This window comes from Novosphingobium sp. BL-S-19, assembly GCF_055521675.1.
Window position 1 is genome coordinate 54,436 of record NZ_CM145498.1, and the last position, 20,618, is coordinate 75,053.

Annotated in this window: 20 protein-coding genes; 9 read left to right on the top strand and 11 right to left on the bottom strand. The window is 65.9% G+C overall.

From position 1 onward, the window contains the following. Positions 1 to 21: 21 nt before the first annotated feature. From ACZ1JV_RS08630 to ACZ1JV_RS08640, 3 genes are all read right to left on the bottom strand, one after another. Complete coding sequence (locus tag ACZ1JV_RS08630) at positions 22 to 597, bottom strand: GNAT family N-acetyltransferase (RefSeq protein ID WP_465151252.1); 576 nt, start codon at positions 595 to 597, stop codon at positions 22 to 24. A gap of 4 nt (positions 598 to 601) precedes the next feature. Next, on the bottom strand, positions 602 to 1,597 hold the full coding sequence (hemB, locus tag ACZ1JV_RS08635; RefSeq protein WP_465151253.1) for a porphobilinogen synthase: 996 nt from the start codon (positions 1,595 to 1,597) through the stop codon (positions 602 to 604). 106 nt (positions 1,598 to 1,703) lie between these two features. Then, the gene (locus tag ACZ1JV_RS08640) at positions 1,704 to 3,425 is read right to left on the bottom strand and encodes a M23 family metallopeptidase (RefSeq protein ID WP_465151254.1); all 1,722 of its coding nucleotides are present in this window, start codon (positions 3,423 to 3,425) and stop codon (positions 1,704 to 1,706) included. 141 nt (positions 3,426 to 3,566) lie between these two features. Between ACZ1JV_RS08640 and ACZ1JV_RS08645 the strand changes: the two genes are divergently transcribed. The 5 genes from ACZ1JV_RS08645 to ACZ1JV_RS08665 all read left to right on the top strand — a co-directional run bounded on the left by ACZ1JV_RS08645 (position 3,567) and on the right by ACZ1JV_RS08665 (position 8,131). Further along, positions 3,567 to 6,119 (top strand): helicase-related protein, encoded by a 2,553-nt coding sequence (locus tag ACZ1JV_RS08645; RefSeq protein ID WP_465151255.1) that lies wholly within the window; start codon positions 3,567 to 3,569, stop codon positions 6,117 to 6,119. A 34-nt stretch (positions 6,120 to 6,153) separates the two neighbouring features. After that, complete coding sequence (locus ACZ1JV_RS08650; RefSeq protein ID WP_465136799.1) at positions 6,154 to 6,450, top strand: RNA-binding S4 domain-containing protein; 297 nt, start codon at positions 6,154 to 6,156, stop codon at positions 6,448 to 6,450. A gap of 15 nt (positions 6,451 to 6,465) precedes the next feature. Continuing rightward, entirely contained in the window at positions 6,466 to 6,804 is a 339-nt protein-coding gene (gene fdxA, locus ACZ1JV_RS08655) for a ferredoxin FdxA (RefSeq protein WP_395329738.1), read from the top strand. 336 nt (positions 6,805 to 7,140) lie between these two features. After that, positions 7,141 to 7,674, top strand: a complete 534-nt coding sequence (locus ACZ1JV_RS08660) for a CarD family transcriptional regulator (protein ID WP_465136798.1) — start codon at positions 7,141 to 7,143, stop codon at positions 7,672 to 7,674. A gap of 130 nt (positions 7,675 to 7,804) precedes the next feature. Continuing rightward, entirely contained in the window at positions 7,805 to 8,131 is a 327-nt protein-coding gene (locus ACZ1JV_RS08665) for a hypothetical protein (protein WP_465151256.1), read from the top strand. 16 nt (positions 8,132 to 8,147) lie between these two features. Here the strand turns inward: ACZ1JV_RS08665 and ACZ1JV_RS08670 are convergent, their stop codons facing one another. Next, a complete protein-coding gene (locus tag ACZ1JV_RS08670; RefSeq protein WP_465151257.1) occupies positions 8,148 to 9,095 on the bottom strand; it encodes an L-threonylcarbamoyladenylate synthase in 948 nt (315 codons plus the stop codon). A gap of 49 nt (positions 9,096 to 9,144) precedes the next feature. Here ACZ1JV_RS08670 and ACZ1JV_RS08675 point away from each other — a divergent pair, with 49 nt between their 5' ends. Next, positions 9,145 to 10,878, top strand: coding sequence for an acyl-CoA dehydrogenase (locus ACZ1JV_RS08675; RefSeq protein WP_465151258.1), 1,734 nt, complete (start codon positions 9,145 to 9,147; stop codon positions 10,876 to 10,878). Then, on the top strand, positions 10,875 to 11,702 hold the full coding sequence (locus ACZ1JV_RS08680) for a DUF815 domain-containing protein (protein WP_465151259.1): 828 nt from the start codon (positions 10,875 to 10,877) through the stop codon (positions 11,700 to 11,702). The genes ACZ1JV_RS08675 and ACZ1JV_RS08680 overlap by 4 nt, the downstream gene beginning before the upstream one ends. Before the next feature lie 60 nt (positions 11,703 to 11,762). On the opposite strand, the gene ACZ1JV_RS08685 is transcribed toward ACZ1JV_RS08680, so the two are convergent. Next, positions 11,763 to 13,244, bottom strand: coding sequence for a PQQ-dependent sugar dehydrogenase (locus ACZ1JV_RS08685; RefSeq protein WP_465151260.1), 1,482 nt, complete (start codon positions 13,242 to 13,244; stop codon positions 11,763 to 11,765). A gap of 62 nt (positions 13,245 to 13,306) precedes the next feature. Here ACZ1JV_RS08685 and ACZ1JV_RS08690 point away from each other — a divergent pair, with 62 nt between their 5' ends. Next, entirely contained in the window at positions 13,307 to 13,789 is a 483-nt protein-coding gene (locus ACZ1JV_RS08690) for a GAF domain-containing protein (protein WP_465151261.1), read from the top strand. Between the two features lie 116 nt (positions 13,790 to 13,905). On the opposite strand, the gene ACZ1JV_RS08695 is transcribed toward ACZ1JV_RS08690, so the two are convergent. The 6 genes from ACZ1JV_RS08695 to ACZ1JV_RS08720 form a co-directional block, all read right to left on the bottom strand. Continuing rightward, positions 13,906 to 14,877, bottom strand: coding sequence for a ParB/RepB/Spo0J family partition protein (locus ACZ1JV_RS08695; protein ID WP_465151262.1), 972 nt, complete (start codon positions 14,875 to 14,877; stop codon positions 13,906 to 13,908). Further along, positions 14,874 to 15,650, bottom strand: a complete 777-nt coding sequence (locus tag ACZ1JV_RS08700) for a ParA family protein (protein ID WP_465136790.1) — start codon at positions 15,648 to 15,650, stop codon at positions 14,874 to 14,876. The genes ACZ1JV_RS08695 and ACZ1JV_RS08700 overlap by 4 nt, the downstream gene beginning before the upstream one ends. After that, positions 15,647 to 16,288 carry a 16S rRNA (guanine(527)-N(7))-methyltransferase RsmG gene (gene rsmG / locus ACZ1JV_RS08705; protein WP_465136789.1) on the bottom strand — a complete coding sequence of 214 codons (642 nt, stop codon included), beginning with the start codon at positions 16,286 to 16,288 and terminating at the stop codon, positions 15,647 to 15,649. Before rsmG ends, ACZ1JV_RS08700 begins: the two co-directional genes overlap by 4 nt. Then, the gene (mnmG, locus tag ACZ1JV_RS08710) at positions 16,285 to 18,132 is read right to left on the bottom strand and encodes a tRNA uridine-5-carboxymethylaminomethyl(34) synthesis enzyme MnmG (RefSeq protein ID WP_465151263.1); all 1,848 of its coding nucleotides are present in this window, start codon (positions 18,130 to 18,132) and stop codon (positions 16,285 to 16,287) included. The genes rsmG and mnmG overlap by 4 nt, the downstream gene beginning before the upstream one ends. A gap of 72 nt (positions 18,133 to 18,204) precedes the next feature. Beyond that, positions 18,205 to 19,497: a tRNA uridine-5-carboxymethylaminomethyl(34) synthesis GTPase MnmE gene (gene mnmE / locus ACZ1JV_RS08715; RefSeq protein WP_465151264.1), complete on the bottom strand. Its 1,293-nt coding sequence runs from the start codon at positions 19,495 to 19,497 to the stop codon at positions 18,205 to 18,207. Positions 19,498 to 19,535: 38 nt separating this feature from the next. After that, positions 19,536 to 19,811, bottom strand: a complete 276-nt coding sequence (locus tag ACZ1JV_RS08720; protein WP_465136786.1) for a DUF6489 family protein — start codon at positions 19,809 to 19,811, stop codon at positions 19,536 to 19,538. 104 nt (positions 19,812 to 19,915) lie between these two features. On the opposite strand from ACZ1JV_RS08720, the gene ACZ1JV_RS08725 reads away from it, so the two are divergent. Further along, positions 19,916 to 20,614, top strand: coding sequence for a dienelactone hydrolase family protein (locus ACZ1JV_RS08725; protein ID WP_465151265.1), 699 nt, complete (start codon positions 19,916 to 19,918; stop codon positions 20,612 to 20,614). The last annotated feature ends 4 nt before the right edge of the window (positions 20,615 to 20,618 follow it).

Genomic DNA, 20,618 nt, shown 5'->3' on the forward strand with positions numbered 1-20,618 from the left:
GTCGGTCCTCTCCCCGCCACATCAGTCCAGCTGTGCGGCCCAATCGTCGCGGGCGATCGAATAGACGATCGTGTGCCGCAGCGGAGGCTCGAAACGCGGATCGTCGTAATCGAGTTCTCCGCGCCGGCGCATGCCCAGCCGGCGCATCAGGCCCCAGCTTGCCTCATTCTCGATCACGGTAATTGCGAAGATCTCGGCCGCGCCGAACAAGCCGAACCCGGCATCGAGCGAGGCGATCGCCCCTTCCTTGGCATAGCCCTTGCCATGGGCATCGCTGCGCATGCGCCAGCCGATCTCGAACTCGCCGGGGAACGAGGCCCCCGGCGCATCGATCTTCTTGAGACCGCAAAAGCCCAGCATCTCTCCGGAAAGATCGCCGCCGTCGGCCTTGCGCTCGACGATCCAGAAGGTGTGACCGTAGCTCTCGTGAAAGCCGATCATGCGGGCTTCGGACTGGGCCAGCCGCTCCGCGTCCATCACCCCGCCCAGCCAGCGCATAACGTCCGGATTGTTGGTCACTTCGGCAAAGCGCACCATATCGCCGGGCTGCCAGTTGCGCAGTACCAGCCGGTCGGTTTCCAGTCTGAAGTCCGTCATGACGTCACTTCTGCAACAGGCGCGCGGCGTGGACGGCGTGGTAGGTCAGCACGCCCGAACAACCCGCGCGCTTGAAGGCCAGCAGCGTTTCCAGCACCATCGCATCGCGGTCCGCCGCGCCGGCCGCCACTGCCGCCTCGATCATCGCGTATTCGCCAGAGACCTGATAGGCGAAGACGGGAACCTCGAAGGTTTCCTTCACCCGGCGCACGATATCGAGATAGGGCAGGCCCGGCTTGACCATGACGCTGTCCGCACCCTCGGCCAGATCCATCTCGACCTCGCGCAGCGCTTCCTCGCTGTTGGCGGGGTCCATCTGGTAGGTCTTCTTGTCGCCCTTCAGCAGCCCGCGCGTGTTCACCGCATCGCGGAACGGGCCGTAGAAGGCCGAGGCATACTTGGCGGCATAGCTCATGATCTGGACGTTGACGAAGCCCTCGTCCTCCAGCGCATCGCGGATCGCGCCGATGCGGCCGTCCATCATGTCCGACGGGGCGATGATGTCCGCCCCGGCCCGCGCCTGATTCAGCGACTGGCCGACCAGCACCTCGATCGTCTCGTCATTGAGGACATAGCCATCCGGCCCCAACAGGCCGTCCTGACCGTGGTTGGTATAGGGATCGAGCGCCACGTCGGTCAGCAGGCCGATGCGGTCGCCCAGTTCCGCACGAATGGCGCGCAAGGCGCGGCACATCAGGTTGTCGGGATTGAGCGCCTCAGCACCGTCGTCGCTGCGGCGTTCCGGCTGGGTATCGGGGAACAGCGCAAGGCACGGAATGCCAAGGTCCGCCGCTTCCTTCGCACGCTCTACCAGAAGGTCCACCGACCAGCGTGAAACGCCAGGCAGCGAGGGAATCGGCTGCTCCACGCCCTCTCCCTCGGTCACGAAGACCGGCCAGATCAGATCTGCGGGGGTCAGCACCGTCTCGCGGTACATGGCGCGGCTCCAGGCCGTGGCGCGCGCGCGGCGCAGGCGAGTGTGGGGATAGGCTCCAGTCATGGCCGGTGTGATTGCCGGAAAAGCGCAAGGCATTCAATGTGGCGGACTGTCCAAGGCCGCAAGAGCGCTTGCGCGGTGCGCATACCCGCAAATTATCGCCGAAGATTCAAAGCGTGTTCGGCTCCAGCCGGTCGATCTCGCGCGCCGCCCCCATCGGCGTGGCCATCGCCGGCGCGACCAAGCCCAGCGCCTCGCCCGGCTGCACGGTGAGCAGGGCCTTCATCCGCGCATCGAAGGCGTTCTTTTCCTTGCCGTCGATCCGCGGCGCCGAAACGAAGCGCAGGCCGGCCGGGTTGATCGTCTGCCCGCCGCGATAGGCCTCGAAATGGAGATGCGGCCCGGTGGAGAGGCCGGAGGAGCCGACATAGCCGATCACCTGCCCGGCGCGGACGCGGCTGCCGGCGGAAACCGCGATGCGGCTCATATGGCCATAACCGGTGCCCAGCCCGCCGCCATGTTCGATCCGCACGTAGTTGCCGTGGCCGCCGTGCCGGCCGGAGAAGCTCACCACGCCATCGGCCACCGCGTAGATCGGCGAGCCGTAGGCCGCGCCGTAATCGATGCCGGCGTGCATCCGCACATAGCCCAGAATCGGATGGCGGCGCATGCCATAGGGAGAGGTCATGTGTCCGGCCACCGGCATCCCGGCGGCCGTGCTGGTCGATTCCGACAGGCCACCGGCGGCGACCATCTCGCCATCCTGACCCCATCGCAACAGCTGGACACGCGGTTTGCCCTCATGTTCGAGGCCCGCATAGAGCAAGTTGCCGACCTGACGTTCGCCCTTGGCCGATCGCTTGTAGCTGACGACGATATCGAACGCGTCGTTGGCGCGGATGTCGCTTTCGAGGCTCACATATTTGTCGATGGCCTGAAGATAGGCCTGAATCGCCGCGATCGGCGCGCCGGCATTGCGGGCGGAACGATAGAGGCTGGACCCGACGGTGCCGCGGATGCGCAGCGGCGTCTCGTCGACGTGAATCGGATGGCGCACCAGCGAAAGCCCGCCGCCACCGCGCTGGATCGACAGATCCATGTCGAATCGCGCGCGGAAGTTCATCGCGCTCAGCGCCCTTGGCGCCCCCGGTGCCGGACGAGCGCCGAGTGTGACGTCGAACTGGGTTCCCGGCTCGATCTGGTCGAGCGGAACCGCCTGGCCGACCAGCGTGCCGATCCGCGTGGCGTCGTCGTCGCCCACGCCGACGCGTTGCAGCATCCGCGCGAAGCTGTCGCCCTGCCCCAACGTCGCCACCAGTTCCACGCTCGGCCGTTCGGGCACGCTGCCCAGCGGCCGGACCAGCGGGCTGGCGCCCATGTGGCGGCCGGCGTCGGCACCCAGCCCCAGCGGGGTGATCGTCTGGCTGCGGAATTCGTCCCGCTCGCGCGCGGCCAGCGGCGTGGTGGCCGCCTCCACCATCGCGAAATCGGGCCAGAAGGCGAAGGCCGCCACGGACAGGCCAAGCATGGTCGCCATGCCGCGCAGCCAGCGACGGCTGCCGATGTCGCAGGCAAGGTCCGGCGCGATCTCGACGCGATCGCACCAGTGTTCGATATCGCGTTTCCAGCCCTCAATCCGATGCGACAGGCGCGGCTTGGCCAGTGTCGTCGGTGCGGCTGGGGTAGGAGATTCAGGCGTGGCGGAAGCGGGAACGACTTGCGCGTGCGAAAGCGCGGCAGCGTAACCGCGCCCCTCGCCCGCAGCGATCTCCCCGCCATGTTCAAGTGCCTTGAACAGATGCCCGTCCTTCTCACGCAGCTCAGTTGTGCACCCTGCCTCTTCGTCGCCTGCGATCGGAACGAGCCCGACAGGCGGCAGATTCAGTGGCATTCGCACGCCCCCACACGGGACCTTGGGCACCTGTCCTGCCCGCTTAAGGTTAATTGCACCCTAACGATGTGGATTTGTGAGCCGTTTTTCGGCGAGCCGAGTCTTGCGGGCGTTCGGGTGGGATGCCAAATCTAGGGGGTAATGTTTCACAAGCCGCATGCCTCGTCGCGAAACGACGCTCCCAGCGGGGTCAAGGCGGTGCTCGGCCCGACGAACACCGGCAAGACCCACCTCGCCATAGAGCGGCTCTGCGCCCATTCCAGTGGCGCCATCGGCTTCCCGCTCCGCCTGCTGGCCCGCGAGGTCTATGACCGCGTCTGCAAGATCAAGGGCGAGAACAATGTCGCACTGATCACCGGCGAGGAACGGATCGAGCCGAAGAACGCGCGCTACCTGCTCTGCACGGCAGAGGCGATGCCGGTCACCGACCGCAGCCTGGCCTTCGTCGCCATCGACGAGGCGCAACTGGCCGCCGACCGTGAGCGCGGCCACGTCTTTACCGACCGCCTGCTGCACGCCCGTGGGCGCGAGGAGACGATGATCCTCGGCTCCTCCACCATCGAGCCACTGGTCAAGGCGCTGGTTCCCGGCGTCGAGGTGATCTCGCGCCCGCGCTTTTCCACGCTCTCCCACGTCGGTGCCAAGAAGCTCAGCCGGATTCCCCCGCGCAGCGCGATCGTCGCCTTCTCTACCGAGCAGGTCTACGCCATCGCCGAAATGCTGCGGCGCTTTCGCGGCGGCGCCGCCGTGGTCATGGGCGCGCTCAGCCCGCAGACGCGCAACGCCCAGGTCGCGCTCTACCAATCGGGCGAGGTCGACTATCTGGTCGCCACCGATGCTATCGGCATGGGGCTCAACCTCGATGTCCAGCATGTCGCCTTCGCCGGGCTGTCCAAGTACGACGGCCGCCGCCATCGCCGCCTGACCACTGCGGAAATGGCGCAGATCGCCGGACGCGCGGGTCGCCACCAGACCGACGGCACCTTCGGCACGCTGACCGGATCGGGCGGCCACGATTCCGAATTCGAATCCGAAGAGATCTACGCGATCGAGGAACATCGCTTCCCGCCGCTGACCAAGCTGTTCTGGCGCGAACCCGAACCGCGCTTCGACAGTCTGGCCACGCTGATCGCCGATCTGGAAGCGCCGCCCGAACGCCCCGAACTCGCGCCCGCGCCGGAAGCCATCGATCTGGCGGTGCTGAAGCGGCTGGCCGAAGATCCCGACATCGGCGGCACCGTGCGCGGCCATGCGCAAGTCGCCCGGTTCTGGGAGGTCTGCCGCCTGCCCGATTTCCGCCAACAGGGTTCGGAAACGCACGCGCGCTTCGTTGCCCGGTTGTGGCAGGACCTGCGACACGGCGAACTGGGTGCGGACTACATGGCGCAGCAGATCGCCCAGCTGGACCGCACCGGCGGCGATATCGACACCCTGCAGGGGCGGATTGCCGCAATCCGTTCCTGGGCCTATATCGCCCAGCGCCCCGACTGGGTGCTCGCTCGCGACGAGATGGCGGCGCGCGCCCGGGCGGTAGAGGCGCGGCTTTCCGACGCGCTTCATGGCAAGCTTACCGAACGTTTCATCAACCGCAGGACTGCCGTGCTCATGAAGAAACTCGGTCCCGACGCCGGACTGCTTTCGGTCCGCCTCGAAGACGAGGAAGTGCTGGTGGAAGGCGAACACATCGGCTCGCTGCGCGGTTTCGGCTTCCAGGTCGATCCCGGCGCGCGGCTTACCGACCGCAAGCTGTTGCTGGCCGCGGCCGAACGGCACTTGCCCGCCCTGCTGCAAAAGCGCGCCGATGCACTGGCCGCCGCGATTCACGAAGGCACTGCCGTCATCACGCTGGAAGCCGGCGATCTGCGGTGGGAGGGTGAGAAGATCGCCACGCTTTCCGCCGGCCGATCGCTGCTGGCGCCGGTGCTGGTGCCCGATCGCGTGCTCGATGCCATTCCCGCCCCTTCGCGCAAGGCGCTGGTCGCCGCGCTGGAGGCCTGGCTGATCGCCGCGCTGGAACCGCTCGCGCCACTGGGCAAGCTGGATGAGGCGAGCCGATCGGAAGAGGCCGGGCCGGACTTGCGCGCGCTGCTGATCACGCTGGTCGAATGCGGCGGCATTTCCGCGCGCGAGGATTCCGGCGTGGATCGGCTCGACAAGAACCGCCGCACCATGCTGGCCAAGCTGGGTGTGCGCGTGGGTGCGCTCGATCTCTTCGTGCCCGCCATGCTGCGCCCCGGGCCGATCGCGCTGTGGCGCCAGCTCGCACGGATTGCCGGCAAACCACAGGGCGGCGAGCCCGATGCCGCGATGCCGCCGGCGATGGACGCCGCCAAACGCCACCGCGCGCCTGGCTATCGCAATCTCGGCAAGCAGCTGATCCGGCTGGACATGGCCGAAAAGCTGCTGCGCGAGGCGCATGAAGCGCGCGGCTCCGGCCCCGCTTCGCGCGATTTCGCGCTCGATCCGGCCCGCGCCGTCTCGATGGGACTCACCACCTCCAGCTATGCCCGGCTGCTGCGTCTGGCCGGATTCCAGCCGGTAATGCCGCGCCCGCTAGCCGAGGAAGCGCACGGGCCGCCGGCCCCGGTGCGCTGGCGCTGGCGTCCGCCACGGCGGCAGGCCGAGGAAACCCGCCCCCGGCCCGTCCGCAAGGACAGCGCCTTCGCGGCGCTGGGCGAACTGATCTCACGCTGATGGGCGCGGCGGGCACAGGAACGGAGGCGGCGGTTTGAGGATCGACAAGCTGCTCTGGTTCCTGCGCCTCACCAAGACCCGGCCGCTTGCCCAGACCATGGCCGAATCCGGGCATGTGCGAATCAACGGCAAGCGAGTCGAACGCGCACACCAGAAGGTCGTCTGCGGCGATGTCCTGACTTTGCCGACAGCGCAGGGTGCAAGGGTGATAGAAATCCTATCCCTTCCGGACCGTCGCGGCCCTGCCCCGGAGGCGCAGGCCTGCTATAGAGTGCTTGACGCAGGCCCCGCTGATCCCATAGCAGCGGCCAACCGCAACGAAGCCGTCTAAGAGGAATACGCCGCCATGACCTATGTCGTCACCGATAACTGCATCCGGTGCAAGTACATGGATTGCGTCGAAGTCTGTCCGGTGGACTGCTTCTACGAAGGCGAGAACATGCTGGTGATCAATCCCAGCGAGTGCATCGACTGCGGCGTCTGCGAACCGGAATGCCCGGCCGAAGCCATCCTGCCCGATACCGAAAGCGGTCTTGAGCAGTGGCTGGAACTCAACGCCAAGTACTCTGCCGAGTGGCCGAACCTGACCACCAAGAAGGACGCGCCGGCCGACGCCGACGAAATGCGCGGCGAAGAAGGCAAGTTCGAAAAATATTTCTCGCCCGAACCCGGCGAAGGCGACTGAGCCTTTCCAAAGGCGCCTGAGGGGGCAAGCGGTTTCCCCCTAGGCAGAGGGACTTGCTGAGCAAATGGGTGCCGCGGCGCGAACGTTGCGCGCGGTACCTGTTAATTATACGCACGCCTCTGGTAATTTTATCACATCGGTGCTATATAATCCCGCGACTGCCCGGGCTCCCCGCCCGTTTTGGCAGGCATTTTCATTGCGAGGCAGGGTTCGAAAGCAGACGGTTGGGAGAGTTATCTGACCGGGCGGCGGAGGCGTTTGTCTCCATTGTCGCACCTCCCGGGTTTCTCCCATGCCGTAGGTAAGGCAACGAACCTGCAGGTGAAAGGACGATAAATGGCAACCAAGGCCGATGCCTTCGATGTTGGAGATTACGTCGTTTATCCCAAGCACGGCGTGGGCCGTGTGATCGAGCTCCAGAAGCAGGAAATTGCCGGGATGCAGCTCGAACTCTACGTGCTCCGTTTTGAGAAGGAACGCATGACTCTGCGCGTTCCGATGAACAAAGTGGAAGCCATCGGGATGCGCAAGCTGTCTTCGGACAAGACTCTGCGCGAAGCACTCGACACGCTCAAGGGTAAACCCAAGGTCAAGCGCACCATGTGGTCGCGTCGCGCCCAGGAATACGAAGCGAAGATCAATTCGGGCGACCTCGTATCGATCGCCGAAGTGACGCGCGACCTGTTCCGTGCCGATGACCAGCCCGAACAGAGCTATTCCGAACGCCAGATCTTCGAGGCCGCTTCGTCGCGCCTCGCCCGTGAGCTGGCGGCGATGGAAAAGACCGACGAACAGGGCGCACTCAAGAAGATCCTTACGATCCTCAACGAATACGCCCCGAAGTATTACGAAAGCGCCGAAGCCGTCTGATCGGCAGCGCAATCGTGCAAGGCAAAGGGCCGCTCTCGCAAGGGAGCGGCCCTTTCCTTTTGCCTATCCCCAGCTTGCCTGCGCCCATTCATTGTTTCGACAGATCCGGCGTGACAGTTTCGCGCCCGATATGATCCGGCACGCCCACCTCATCGCCCTGCCCCTTGGCCTTCTTGCCCTGAGCGGCTGCATCAGCACCGTCGGCAAAGTGGTGACCGCGCCGGTGCGCATCGCCAGTTCGGCCGTGGACATGGCCACCACCAGCCAGTCCGAAGCCGACGAAAAGCGCGGCCGCCAGATGCGGGAGCGGGATGAAAAGCTGGGCAAGCTGCAGCGCCAGTACCAGCGCCACCTGAAGGACTGCGACCGCGGCGACCGCGATGCCTGCACCAAGGCGCGCGACGACTATGCGGATATTCAGGACCTCAACCCCGGCGTGGCCCCGCCGCCACGCTGAGTCGTGGCTCTACCCTCTAAGCTGCCGCCCGGCGCAAGCGGTCATTGATCGCTGCGCCAATCCCGCCTTCGGGAACAGGCGCTACAGCGATGCGCGGGAACGCCGCCTCAGCCCCTTGGTGGAGCAAGGCATAGAGCCGTGATGCCGCTTCCACGAGGTCTCCGGACGAAGAGAGCGAGGCATTCCCGGCGATCTCACCGAACCCGATATGAAACTCATCCTCTTCGGAAACCACCGCATTCAGCCGCACTTGCTTGCCGGGGGCGTAATGGCTGGCAAGCTGGCCGGGCGCTTCGATCGCCTGTGACGTCACGGCGTCCGCATCGGTGCCGAGAATCTCGCGAATCCGGGCTTCGGGAATCGGGCCGGGGCGCAGCACTTGCCAGCGGCCATCCTGCCGCAGCGCCACGATCGTCGATTCCAGCCCGGCCTCGCAGGCACCGCCATCGACGATGGCATCGATCCCCTCCCCCAGCGATGCCGCGACATGGTCCGCCGTGGTCGGGCTGACGCCGCCGCTGCGATTGGCTGAAGGTGCTGCCAGCGGAAGACCGGCCTGCGCGATCACCTCACGCATCACCGGATGGGCCGGGCAGCGTAGGGCGACCGTGGGAAGGCCTGCGGTAACGGCGGGGGCGATGTCCGCCCTCTCCTCTAGCGGGAGCACCATGGTCAAGGCGCCCGGCCAGAACGCATCGGCCAGCGCCAGCGCACGCTCGTCGAAACGGGCGATACGCCGCGCCGAATCGAGATCGGCGACATGGACGATCAGCGGGTTGAAGCTTGGCCGTCCCTTGGCGCGGTAGATCGCCGCGACGGATTCATCACGATCCGCGCGGGCGGCAAGACCGTAGACCGTTTCGGTGGGAACGGCGACGAGACCGTTCTCGCGCAGCAGCGCCGCCGCGCGGGCAAGGCCGGCGGAATCGGCGGCAAGGCGTTCGGGTCGACTGGTGCGCTCCATGCCCTGCCGCTATAGCGCACCGCGAGGAAAGCCAAGGAAAACCGCGAAAATGACCTTCAATCCCCCCAGCACCGATCAGGTTCTGGCCCTGCGCGTAAACGCCGGGCTCGACGCGCTTGCCGAAACCGAGCGTTTCGCTGCTGCCAGCCCCGATGTGGTTGAGGCCGTGGTCGAGGGTGCCGGACAGTTCGCGGCAGGCGAATGGGCGCCGCTGAACCGCAAGGGGGATAGCGAAGGCGCGCGCATCGTCGATGGCAAAGTGGTGCTGCCCGATGGCTTCGCGCAGGCCTATGCGGACTTCGTCGAAGCCGGATGGAATTCGATTTCCGCGCCGGAGGCATTCGGCGGACAAGGCCTGCCGCAGTCGCTCGCCGTAGCGGTGCTCGAATGCATGGGCACCGCGAACATGGCCTTCTCGCTGCTGCCGATGCTGACCGTGGGCGCGATCGAGGCGCTGATTCATCACGGCAGCGCGGTGCAGCAGGCGACCTATCTGGCGAAGATCGTCAGCGGCGAATGGTCCGGCACGATGAATCTTACCGAGCCGCAGGCCGGATCCGACGTCGGCGCGCTGCGCAGCACGGCCGTGCGGATCACCGAAGGTCCGCACGCCGGCAAATACCGCGTGGCCGGGCAGAAGATCTTCATCACCTGGGGCGAGCATGATCTGGCCGAAAACATCGTCCACCTCGTGCTGGCACGCACGCCGGGCGCCCCTGCAGGCTCGCGCGGAATCTCGCTGTTCCTCGTTCCGAAGTTCCACGTGGAACCTGATGGCTCGCTCGGCGCGCGCAACGATCTCAAGGTCGTCAGCCTCGAACACAAGCTGGGCATCCATGCCTCGCCCACTTGCGTGATGAGCTATGGCGACAATGGCGAATGCATCGGCGAGCTGGTCGGCGCGGAGAACGAAGGCCTCCGCTGCATGTTCACGATGATGAACAACGCCCGCATCAACGTGGGCGCACAGGGCGTGCAGATCGCCGAGCGGGCGATGCAGCAGGCCATGGCCTATGCAAACGACCGCGTGCAGTCCGCCCGCGCCGGATCGCCCGACAAGAACCCCGTCGCCATCGTCGAGCATCCCGACGTACGCCGCACCTTGCTGCGCATGCGCGCGCTGACCGAAGGTGGCCGCGCCCTGCTCTATTACGCCACCGGGCAGCTCGACCGTGTCGGCTTGGGAGACTCCGCCGGCCAGCAGCGCGCCGAACTGCTGGTGCCGCTGGTGAAGGCCTGGTGCACCGACATAGGCGTGGAAGTGGCCAGCCTGGGCATCCAGGTCCACGGCGGCATGGGTTTCATCGAGGAGACCGGCGCCGCACAACATTACCGCGACGCGCGCATCGCCCCGATCTACGAAGGCACCAACGGCATTCAGGCCGCCGACCTCGTGACTCGCAAGCTGGGCATGCAACAGGGCGGCGTGCTCTTCGCACTGATGGACGAAATCGCCGGCGAAGGCTCTGCCCCGCTGCGTGACCTCGCGCTGGGCTGCAAGGCCATGGGCGAGCGCTTCCTTGCCGGATCGCTGGACGACCGCCTTGCCGCGAGCGTGCCCTTCCTGGAAGCCTGCGCCGTGACCGTCGCCGCATGGCAGCTGGAACGGCAAGTGGCCGCCCTGCCCTCGCTTGACCTTCCCGAAGCCTTCGCCAAGCGCAAGGTCGTGGTCGCGCGCTATTTCGCCGACCACATCGTGCCCGAAGCCATGGGCGCGCTCGCACAGGCCGCCAAAGGCGCGGCCCTGCTCTACGACCTCACCAGCGAGGAACTGACCGCGTGACCGAGAAGATCGAAGTCCTTACCCGTATCGCCGCCGCGCTCGAACGACTGGCCCCTCCCCCGGCCGCTCAGGTCGACTGGCTGGCGCATCCGGCCTACGTCTGGACCGGAACCGAAGCGCGGGCCGTCGCCACGCTGGAAGCGCCGTTGCTGGACATGCTGCGCGGTATCGACACGCAGAAGGAACGCGTGGTCACCAATGTCGAGCGTCTCGCCGCCGGCCATGCCGCGCACGACATGCTGCTGTGGGGTTCGCGCGGCATGGGCAAGTCCGCCGTGATCCGCGCCTCGATCCGCGCGGCGCAGGACCTTCATCCGGGCCGCATCGCCCTCGTCCAGGTGGCACAGGAAGCGCTCCACGGCGTCACCGCGCTGTTCACGCTGCTGGGCAAAGTGGACCGCCAGTTCCTCGTCTACATCGACGATCTCGGCTTCGAGGAAGGCGACGGCACCGGCCCGCGCCTGCTGCGCTCGTGGCTGGAAGGGGGCGTGGAGGCGCGTCCAGCCAATGTGCGCCTTGCGGTGACCTCCAACCGCCGCGCCATCGTCGGCCGCGCCATGAGCGAGCAGGACGATCCCATCAATCCGCGCGACGTGATCGACGATCGCCTCGCGCTGGCCGACCGCTTCGGCCTCTCGATCGGCTATCACAACTGCGATCAGCCTTCGTACCTCGCGATCATCCACGGCTATGCCGAACAGTACGGGCTGGCGTTCGAGGAGAGCGACGCCCTCGAATGGTCGCGTCGTCGCGGTGCCCGCTCGGGCCGCGTGGCCTGGCAATATGTCACCGAACTGGCGGGCCGCGCCGGCAAAGTGCTCTAACGAAAAAGGCAGGGGGTTATCGCCCCCTGCCCTTCGGTAAGTCTTAAATTCGGCTGCCGATCAGGGCAGCAGCTTGTCCGGCTCCTGCTTGAAGCCGGCAACGGTCTCCGCGCTGGGAACGGTCGGATCCTTCAGTTCCGTCTGCGGCTTCATGTGCTCCGCCACCACCGGCTTGATGTCCGCAGAGGGCTTCGCACCGGGCGCATGGACGCGCCAGATCATGCCGGAAGTATCGTCGCTGACCAGCAGGCTGCCGGTCTTGTCGAAGGCCAGCCAGGTCGGGCGACCGCGGGTATGCGATGGGTCCTTCAGGAAGCCCGTCAGTACCGGCACCGGCTTCACGTTCTGCGGATTGCCGTGTTCGTCGAAGGGCACGAACACCACGTCGTAGCCCACCGCCGGGCGACGGTTCCACGAACCGTGACGGGCAACGAAAGCACCGTTGGCGAACTTGTCACCCATGGTGATGCCGCCATGCGCGAAGACCATGCCCAGCACAGCGGCATGGGCGCCCATCGCGTATTCGGGCTTGCGGGTATATTCCAGCATGTACGTTTCCATGGGCCACTGGACGCGATCGTCGAACGTCGTCTTCCAGTAGATCCACGGCCAGCCATACTGCGCGCCGACGGGAACGTTGGTCAGATAGTCGGGCACCAGATCGGGGCCGAGCATGTCACGCTCCTGCACCGTGGCCCAGAGTTCGCCGGTGGAGGGGTTCCAGCCCATGCCGTTGGGATTGCGCATGCCCGCCGCGAACTGGCGGCGGCGCCCGGTGGCAACGTCGATTTCCCAGATCGCCGCGCGGCCCGCTTCGGCTTCCATGCCATTGTCGGCGATATTGGAGGACGAACCGACCGCGACATAGAGGTGCTGGCCATCGTCGCTCAGCAGCAGGTTGCGCATCCAGTGATTCCCGCCCGCAGGCAGGTCCATCATCTTGCGCAGCGGCTTGCCGACCAGCTTGGTCTCACCGGGCTGGAACGCGAATTCCAGCACCGCATCGTGGTTGGCGATGTAGAGCTTGCCATCGCGATAGGCCATGCCGGAGGGCGAATGCATGTCCTCGGTCCGGAAGTCCGAACGAGTCTCTGCCTTGCCGTCGCCGTCGGCATCGCGCAGCAGCACGATCTTGTTCGGCGAAGGCACATCGGCGCCGACGCGGCTGAACATCCAGCCCATCACGATTCCGGTAATGCCGCTGGGCTTGTTACCCGGCGGTGCATTGGTTTCGGCCACCAGCACGTCGCCATTGGGCAGCGTCAGCATGGTGCGCGGATGGTCCAGCCCTTCGGCAAAGCGATTGACGGCAAAGCCCTGCGCCGCCGTGGGCGCCTCGCCCTGCGCCCAGCCTACCGTCTTCACCAGCTTCACGCTGGGAATGGTCTGCGGGTCAGCCTCGACCAGCTTGGGGTCCTTGCCCGTCGTCGCATCGAGCGGCAGGTCGGACGTGTTGGAATACTGCGCCCAGGCAATCACCCCGACAATGGCGAGGATGATCAGCAGCAGGACGACGGCGACTTTGATGAATATCGAGCGCATGGCGCAATGGATAAGCCCGAGGCGGCTAGGCGGCAACAACGACTTGGAGTAACGGCTTTCGCATGTACGACTTCGCACCCAAGGGCGACACGCCCAAGCCCGAACTTTATGGTGAGCTTGTCGAGGCCGCGCAGGCGCTGATCGCCGGCGAGCCCGATCCGGTCGCCAACATGTCCAACCTGGCGGCGCTGCTGTGGCAGTATCTGCCCGACCTCAACTGGTCCGGCTTTTATCGCAATGTCGAAGACGAACTGGTGCTGGGCCCGTTCATCGGCAAGCCGGCCTGCATCCGCATCCCCTTCGGCCAGGGCGTTTGCGGCACGGCCGCGCAAAGCGGTGAGACTCAGGTCGTGCCTGACGTCCACGCCTTCCCCGGCCACATCGCCTGCGACGCGGCGAGCCGTTCGGAACTGGTGGTGCCGGTGCTGCGCGATGGCAAGGTGATCGCGGTGATCGACCTCGACAGCCCCTTGCCCGGTCGTTTCGATGATGAGGATGCGGCGGGAATCGAGCGCCTTGCGGCAGCAGTAGCTGGGTCGATCTGAGGCCCTGGAATACTACCTGGATCAATGAAAAAGACGCAGGGAGTGATCGCCCCCTGCGCCTTTTTGAATCTCAATCGCGACTGTTTCCAAACCGCCTTCTGCGCGGGTTGGACCCCTTAGATAGCCCCGCCAGTAAGACGCTGGCAAACCAGATCGAGCTGATCCAGCGTGGCGTAGCGGATCGTTACCGTGCCGGACTTCGGATCCGTGTCGGCGCTGATCTTCACCGGCATCCCCAGAAACTCCTCAAGGTGATTCTGCACGGCGGCAATATCAGCGTCTTCCGTTGCGCTGCGCGCCGTGCGGGCCCGACGCGGCGCGACATCCCCGCGTAGCTTCTTGCGCACCAGCTTCTCGACATCGCGAACCGACATCTGCTTGCCGATGGCGGCTTCGGCGATTTCCTCGGCATCGTCGCAGCCGATCAACGCGCGGGCATGGCCCATCGACAGGCTGCCGTTCTCCACTTTGGCGATGACGCCGTCCGGCAGCGCGAGCAGGCGCTGGAAGTTTGCGATGTGGCTGCGGCTCTTGTCGACCATCCGGGCGATCTCGGCCTGAGTCATGCCCTCGAACTCGGCAAGGCGGTTGTAGGCCCGCGCCTCTTCGATGGGATTGAGATCCTCACGCTGAAGGTTCTCGATCAGCGCCAGTGCCATCACCTCACGCTCGGTAAGGTCACGCACCAGCGCCGGGATTTCGTGAAGCTGCGCCTTCTGCGCCGCGCGCCAACGGCGTTCGCCGGCCACCAGCTGATAGCCGCCGCTGCTCATCGGGCGAACGATGATGGGCTGAATCACCCCGCGATGCGCGATCGAGGCGGCCAGTTCCTCCAGCGCTTCCTCATCGAAGATGCGGCGCGGCTGATCCGGGTGCGGCGTGATGTCGGAGATGGCCAGCACGGCCAGACCGCCTCCGCCACGCAGTGGGGTCACGTTGCCCTCTCCGCCGGCCGGGAGCGGTTCCTCGCGCCGGGTCTCACCCAGCAGCGCGCCCAAACCACGGCCGAGACCCTTGGGCTTCTGCTTGGGGGCTACGGGCTTGTCGGCTTGGGGTACGCTGATGCGGACAATCGAATCGTCGCTCATGCCGCTTTCCTCTTCTCGGGCAGTCGGGTGATAAGTTCGCGCGCCAGCGCCATGTAGGCACGGCTGCCCGCACAGGCGTGATCGTAGATCAGCGCCGGCACGCCGTGGCTGGGCGCTTCGGAAAGGCGCACGTTACGCGGAATGGTCGTTTCGAAGACGAGTTGGCCCAGGCACGATCGCACGTCTTCGGAAACCTGATCGGTCAGCCGGTTGCGGCGATCGAACATGGTGAGTGCAATGCCGATGATGCCCAGATCGGGGTTGAAGCGCTGCTGCACGCGCTCCACCGTCTGCAACAGCTGGCTCAGCCCTTCCAGCGCGAAGAACTCGCACTGCAGCGGCACCAGCAGCGTATCGGCGGCGGTCAGCGCATTGAGCGTCAGCAGGCCCAGCGAGGGCGGACAATCGATCAGGCAGACGTCGTAGCCGAAATCGCCGCGCAGTGCGCTGCGCAGGCGGTGCGCGCGATCGTCGACGCTGACCAGCTCCACCTCTGCGCCTGAAAGATCCACGGTAGCCGGCAGCAGATCGAGGCCGGGAATGCGCGTGGGCATCACGCAATCGACCACCGGCACGCGATCGACCAGCACGTCGTAGGAGGAACTGTCGCGCTCGGTGGCGGCAATGCCGATCCCGGTCGAGGCATTGCCTTGCGGGTCCAGATCGATCAGCAGCGTTTTCCAGCCGGTGGCGGCAAGCGCGGTCGCGATGTTGATCGCGGTCGTGGTCTTTCCGACACCGCCCTTCTGGTTGGCAATCGCGATACGGATCACTTGGTCTTACCCTTCCCGCCGGCCAGCGTGCCGACAATGATGCCCGCTTGCGGATCCGTCAGGGACTGTTCCACGTGGAACACATGCCGCCACTTGCGAAGGTCATCCAATTCTTGCTGTGCAGACCGCCCTTTGGGCAACAGCCAGACCGTGTCGCTTGTGGAAAAACGCGAGGATAAAGTGAGCAGTTTTTCAAGCGGCGCAAAAGCGCGCGCGGAAATCACGCGCGCCTCACGTGTTTCTACCAGTTCCAGACGCTGGCCAAGCACCCGCGCCTTATCGAGGCCCATCGCCATGCGCGCCCGGTCGAGCCACTCGATTCGCCGCGCGCGCGATTCGACCATCAGCACTTCGCACTCAGGCCGAAGCGCCGCGATCACCAGACCGGGAAAGCCGGCGCCGGTGCCAAGGTCGATCCAGGGCGAAGATGTTCCACGTGGAACATGCGGAAGCAGTTGGGCGCTGTCCACAATGTGGCGCAGCCAGACCTGATCGAGGCTCGCCGCCGAAACCAGATTCTGCCGGGTGTTCTCCTCCGCCAGCATGCGGACGAGAATCTCCAGCCGCTCTTCCGCAGCCTGGTCGTATTCGGGCAGAGCGCGCAGCCAGTCGCGCGCTTCGTCTTCAGTGGAAATCACGCTGCTTCCTTGCGGGCATGGACAAGCAGCGCCGCCAGCGCCGCAGGGGTGATGCCGGGAATGCGACCCGCCGCCGCCAGGGTCTCCGGCCGGGCTTTGGTCAGTCGCTCGACCATCTCGCGCGAGAGGCCGGGCGTTTCGGCATAAGGGAAATCTTCGGGCAACGGCATGGCCTCGCTCGCGCGCAGTTCGCGCAGCTCACGCTCCTGCCGATCAAGGTAGGGCGCATAGGCCGCATCCTCGGCCAGTTCTTCGGCCAGATCGGCGTCGGCTAGATGCACGCTGGCGATCCAAGGCGAGAGACCGGCCAGATCGACTCCGCCAAAACGCAGCCACTCGCGGATCGGCAAGCGACCGGCATCGGGCCGAACCGGCAGTCCGGCCTGCGCCATCTCGACCGAAGCAACCGGCGTATCGAAAGCCGCTTCCAGTTCCCCGCGCGCTTCCAGACGCCGCGCGAACCATTCACGCCGCGCCGCGCCCACCGCCCCTGCCTCGATGGCGAGCGGGGTGAGTCGGGTGGAGGCATTGTTGGCGCGCAGACGCAGACGATATTCGGCGCGGGCGGTGAGCATGCGATAGGGCTCGCTCACGCCATGCAGCGTGAGGTCGTCGATCATCACCGCCATGTAGCTGTTGGCGCGATCGAGTGCCGCCGGCTCGCGACCCAGCACCGTCGCCGCTGCATGCATCCCGGCGACGAGGCCTTGGGCCGCCGCCTCCTCGTAACCGGTGGTGCCGTTGATCTGGCCGGCGCAATAGAGCCCGGCGATCTCGCGAAGTTCCAGACTCGTCCGCAAGGCGCGCGGATCGATGTGATCGTATTCGACCGCATAGCCGGGCACGACCATCTCGACTCGCTCCAGCCCTTCCATCGTCCGCAGCATTGTCAGTTGGACGTCGGCCGGCAGTGAGGTGCTCACTCCGTTGGGATAGACGAGTGGATTGTCGAGCCCCTCCGGCTCCAGGAAGATTTGATGTCCGTCCCGGTCGGCAAAGCGATGAATCTTGTCTTCGATCGACGGACAATAGCGCGGACCCTGCGCCCCGATCGCGCCGGTGAACAGCGGAGAGCGATGGAGGTTCTCGCGAATCACGTCATGCGTGCGCGGGTTGGTACGGGTGATCGCACAGAAGACCTGCGGCACTTCACGGCGCTGGCCCATGGCCGACATCGTCCAGGGTTCGCCATCGGTAGGCTGCTCGCCAAGGCGTGCCCAGTCGATGGTGCGACCATCCAGACGCGGCGGCGTGCCTGTCTTGAGTCGTGCCATCGGCAGCTTCGCATTGCGCAATTGCGCGGCAAGCTTTTGCGCGGAGCTTTCGCCGATGCGGCCGCCGACCATGCGCTCCTCGCCGCGGAACAAGGTGCCGCCAAGGAAGGTGCCGGTGCAGAGCACGACCGCCCGCGCACCGAGACGCGTGCCGTCGGCCAGGTCGAGTCCGACCACCCTGCCCTGCTCGATGACCAGCGCCGAAGCCTCGCCAGCGACGAGAGTCAGATCGCCCTGCTCTTTCAGCAGCCGATGGATCGCGGCCTTGAACAGCTTGCGGTCCGCCTGAACCCGCGGCCCCTGCACGGCGCTGCCCTTTGAACGGTTGAGCATCCGGTAGTGAATCGCCGCCGCATCGGCAGCGCGGGCGGTGAGTCCATCGAAGGCATCCACCTCGCGCACGAGGTGTCCCTTCCCCAAACCGCCGATGGCAGGATTGCAGCTCATCGCGCCCACGGCATCGAGGTCGAAGCTGACAAGCGCCACGCGCGCGCCCATGCGCGCGGCAACGGAAGCCGCCTCGCAGCCGGCATGGCCGCCGCCGATCACGATCACGTCGAAGGAATGCATTCGCCGCGCTTACTCGAAACTGTGAATCGCGTCAAAGGTGTGTTCCACGTGGAACACCCTTTATGGCATCAGTTACTTGCCGATGCAGAAGCGTCCGAACAGAGCGTCCAACATATCCTCTGTCGTGGCGCGCCCGATCAGGGCATCGAACGCCACGCGTGCCAGTCGCAGCGCTTCGGCAACCAGCAAGGGATCACGCTCATGCCCCGCCGACGCGATGGCATATTCGGCCTGAGCAACGAGGGCATGCTGGCGCGCATTGAGTGCGGCCTCCCCGGGCTTCGGCATGGCATCGCGAGCGGTCTCGATCAGGCTGGCGCGAAGCTGGTTCAACCCTTCTCCGGTTACCGCCGACACGCGATGGCGGGGATCGCGCTTCTGTTCCACGTGGAACACATCCGCCTGCGCCGCGATCTCCCAGGCCCCGTCAGGCCCTTCCCCTTCCGGCCCCAGCCAGAGGACAAGGTCAGCTCGATCCAGCGCATCGCGCGCACGGGCAATGCCGATCGCCTCGATCACATCGCCGGTTTCGTCGCGCAGCCCGGCGGTGTCGCCGAACAGGAACGGCACGCCGCCGATCGACACCGCCCGCGTCAGCACGTCACGCGTCGTCCCGGCAAGCGGCGAGGTGATCGCTGCCTCATCCTCGACCAAGGCATTGAACAGCGTGCTCTTCCCGGCATTGGGCGGACCGGCCAGTACCACGCGATAGCCCTCGCGCAGCGCTTCGGCCCGGGGACGCGAAAGCCATTCGCCAAGCTCATCGCGCAGCGCGGCCAGCCGGGCATGAAAGTCGGCCGGCAAGTCGGCCACGTCATCTTCATCGCCGAAGTCGAGCACGGCCTCGACCGAAGCGGACGCCGTCAGCACCCGTTCGCGCCACTGTTCGACCTGACGCGAGAAGGCCCCACCCGCCATGGCAAGAGCCGAGCGGCGTTGCAGTTCGGTCTCGGCCGAGAGCAGGTCCGCCAGGCCTTCCGCCTCGGCCAGATCGATCCGGCCATTGGCAAAGGCGCGGCGGGTGAATTCGCCGGGAGTTGCGCGGCGCAACTTTGGCAAACGGGCCAATTCCGCCTCGACCGCGGCCACTACCGCCCGTCCGCCATGCAGATGGAATTCGGCCAAATCCTCGCCCGTCGCCGTCGCCGGGCCGGGGAACCAGAGAACCAGCGCCTGATCGAGCACCGCGCCCGCGCCATCGCGCAACACGCGGTAGCGCGCCTGACGCGGCGCGGGCAGCGAAGCGGTGAGAGCGATAAGCGCGGCGCCGGCATCGGGCCCGCTCACGCGAACGATGGCAATGGCGGCAGGCGGCGCCCCGCTGGACAGGGCGAAGATCGTATCGGAACGCATCGGGTCAGACATGGCCCTCGCCTAGCCTGACCGGATCGGCGCGGGAAGGCTCAGTTGTCCTTGCCGGGCTTGCCCTGCGGATTGAGCACGCCGCTCAGCGCCATGGCGGCACCGCTTTCCATCAGCTGCTGGAACAGCTTGAGTCCGAATTCACCCATCGGCGCGACCTGCTTGCTCATTTCCTGAAGCTGATCGAAGCTGCCGACACCCTTCATCGCTTTGCTGAGGGCATCCACGTAGACCTCGTTGGCCTTGGTGACATCGGGCAGGCCAAGGAAGCGCCGGGCCTCTTCGGGCGAGCATTCGACCTCGACATTGACCTTCATTGCGGCCTCCCTCTTGGAATTTCTGCATCATAGCTGGCACAGGGCGTTGGCAAAGTCCATCACCCGTGCCTAACTCGCCCAAACGGCCTGCAGGAGAGTCCCCCATGACCACCAACACCGAAATCCCCACCCTCGATCACGATGGCTCGATCCCCGCTTATGTGGCGCGGCCGGAAGGCACCCCGCGCGGCGCGATCATCGTCCAGCAGGAAATCTTCGGCGTCGATACCGGCATCCGCAACAAGGCCGATTCCTGGGCCGCACGCGGCTACCTTGCGGTCGCACCCGATACGTTCTGGCGGCAGAGGCCCGGCATCGAACTGAGCCCTTACGTGGATGCGGAATTCCAGGCCGCCGTCGGCCACATGATGGCGCACGATTTCGATCTGGGCATGCGCGATCTGGAAGCGGTGATTCACTGGATCCGCCGCGAGGAAGGCGTTGCCAAGGTTGGCCTCGTCGGCTTCTGCATGGGCGGACGCATCGCCTACATGGTGGCCGCCCGCACCGATATCGATGCCTCGGTCGGCTACTACGGCGTGATGATCGACCAGATGCTGAATGAAAAGCACGCGATCGCCCGCCCGCTGATGCTGCACATTCCCACCGCCGACCACTTCGTCGACGCCGCCGCGCAGAAGGCGATTCACGACGGGCTGGACGATCACCCACGCGTCACCCTCTGGGACTACGAAGGGCTAGACCACGGTTTCGCCGCCGAGATCGGCGCCCGCCGCGACGAAGCCGGTGCGGAACTTGCCGACGGACGAACCGAGGCGTTCTTCGCGGAGCATATCGGCTAAGCTG

Excerpts from the sequence above, each read along its gene's own strand:
- ACZ1JV_RS08630 (WP_465151252.1), bottom strand. The coding sequence starts at position 597 with ATGACGGACTTCAGACTGGAAACCGACCGGCTGGTACTGCGCAACTGG.
- hemB (WP_465151253.1), bottom strand. The coding sequence starts at position 1,597 with ATGACTGGAGCCTATCCCCACACTCGCCTGCGCCGCGCGCGCGCCACG.
- ACZ1JV_RS08640 (WP_465151254.1), bottom strand. The coding sequence starts at position 3,425 with ATGCCACTGAATCTGCCGCCTGTCGGGCTCGTTCCGATCGCAGGCGAC.
- ACZ1JV_RS08645 (WP_465151255.1), top strand. The coding sequence starts at position 3,567 with ATGTTTCACAAGCCGCATGCCTCGTCGCGAAACGACGCTCCCAGCGGG.
- fdxA (WP_395329738.1), top strand. The coding sequence starts at position 6,466 with ATGACCTATGTCGTCACCGATAACTGCATCCGGTGCAAGTACATGGAT.
- ACZ1JV_RS08660 (WP_465136798.1), top strand. The coding sequence starts at position 7,141 with ATGGCAACCAAGGCCGATGCCTTCGATGTTGGAGATTACGTCGTTTAT.
- ACZ1JV_RS08665 (WP_465151256.1), top strand. The coding sequence starts at position 7,805 with ATGATCCGGCACGCCCACCTCATCGCCCTGCCCCTTGGCCTTCTTGCC.
- ACZ1JV_RS08670 (WP_465151257.1), bottom strand. The coding sequence starts at position 9,095 with ATGGAGCGCACCAGTCGACCCGAACGCCTTGCCGCCGATTCCGCCGGC.
- ACZ1JV_RS08675 (WP_465151258.1), top strand. The coding sequence starts at position 9,145 with ATGACCTTCAATCCCCCCAGCACCGATCAGGTTCTGGCCCTGCGCGTA.
- ACZ1JV_RS08685 (WP_465151260.1), bottom strand. The coding sequence starts at position 13,244 with ATGCGCTCGATATTCATCAAAGTCGCCGTCGTCCTGCTGCTGATCATC.
- ACZ1JV_RS08690 (WP_465151261.1), top strand. The coding sequence starts at position 13,307 with ATGTACGACTTCGCACCCAAGGGCGACACGCCCAAGCCCGAACTTTAT.
- ACZ1JV_RS08695 (WP_465151262.1), bottom strand. The coding sequence starts at position 14,877 with ATGAGCGACGATTCGATTGTCCGCATCAGCGTACCCCAAGCCGACAAG.
- mnmG (WP_465151263.1), bottom strand. The coding sequence starts at position 18,132 with ATGCATTCCTTCGACGTGATCGTGATCGGCGGCGGCCATGCCGGCTGC.
- mnmE (WP_465151264.1), bottom strand. The coding sequence starts at position 19,497 with ATGTCTGACCCGATGCGTTCCGATACGATCTTCGCCCTGTCCAGCGGG.
- ACZ1JV_RS08720 (WP_465136786.1), bottom strand. The coding sequence starts at position 19,811 with ATGAAGGTCAATGTCGAGGTCGAATGCTCGCCCGAAGAGGCCCGGCGC.
- ACZ1JV_RS08725 (WP_465151265.1), top strand. The coding sequence starts at position 19,916 with ATGACCACCAACACCGAAATCCCCACCCTCGATCACGATGGCTCGATC.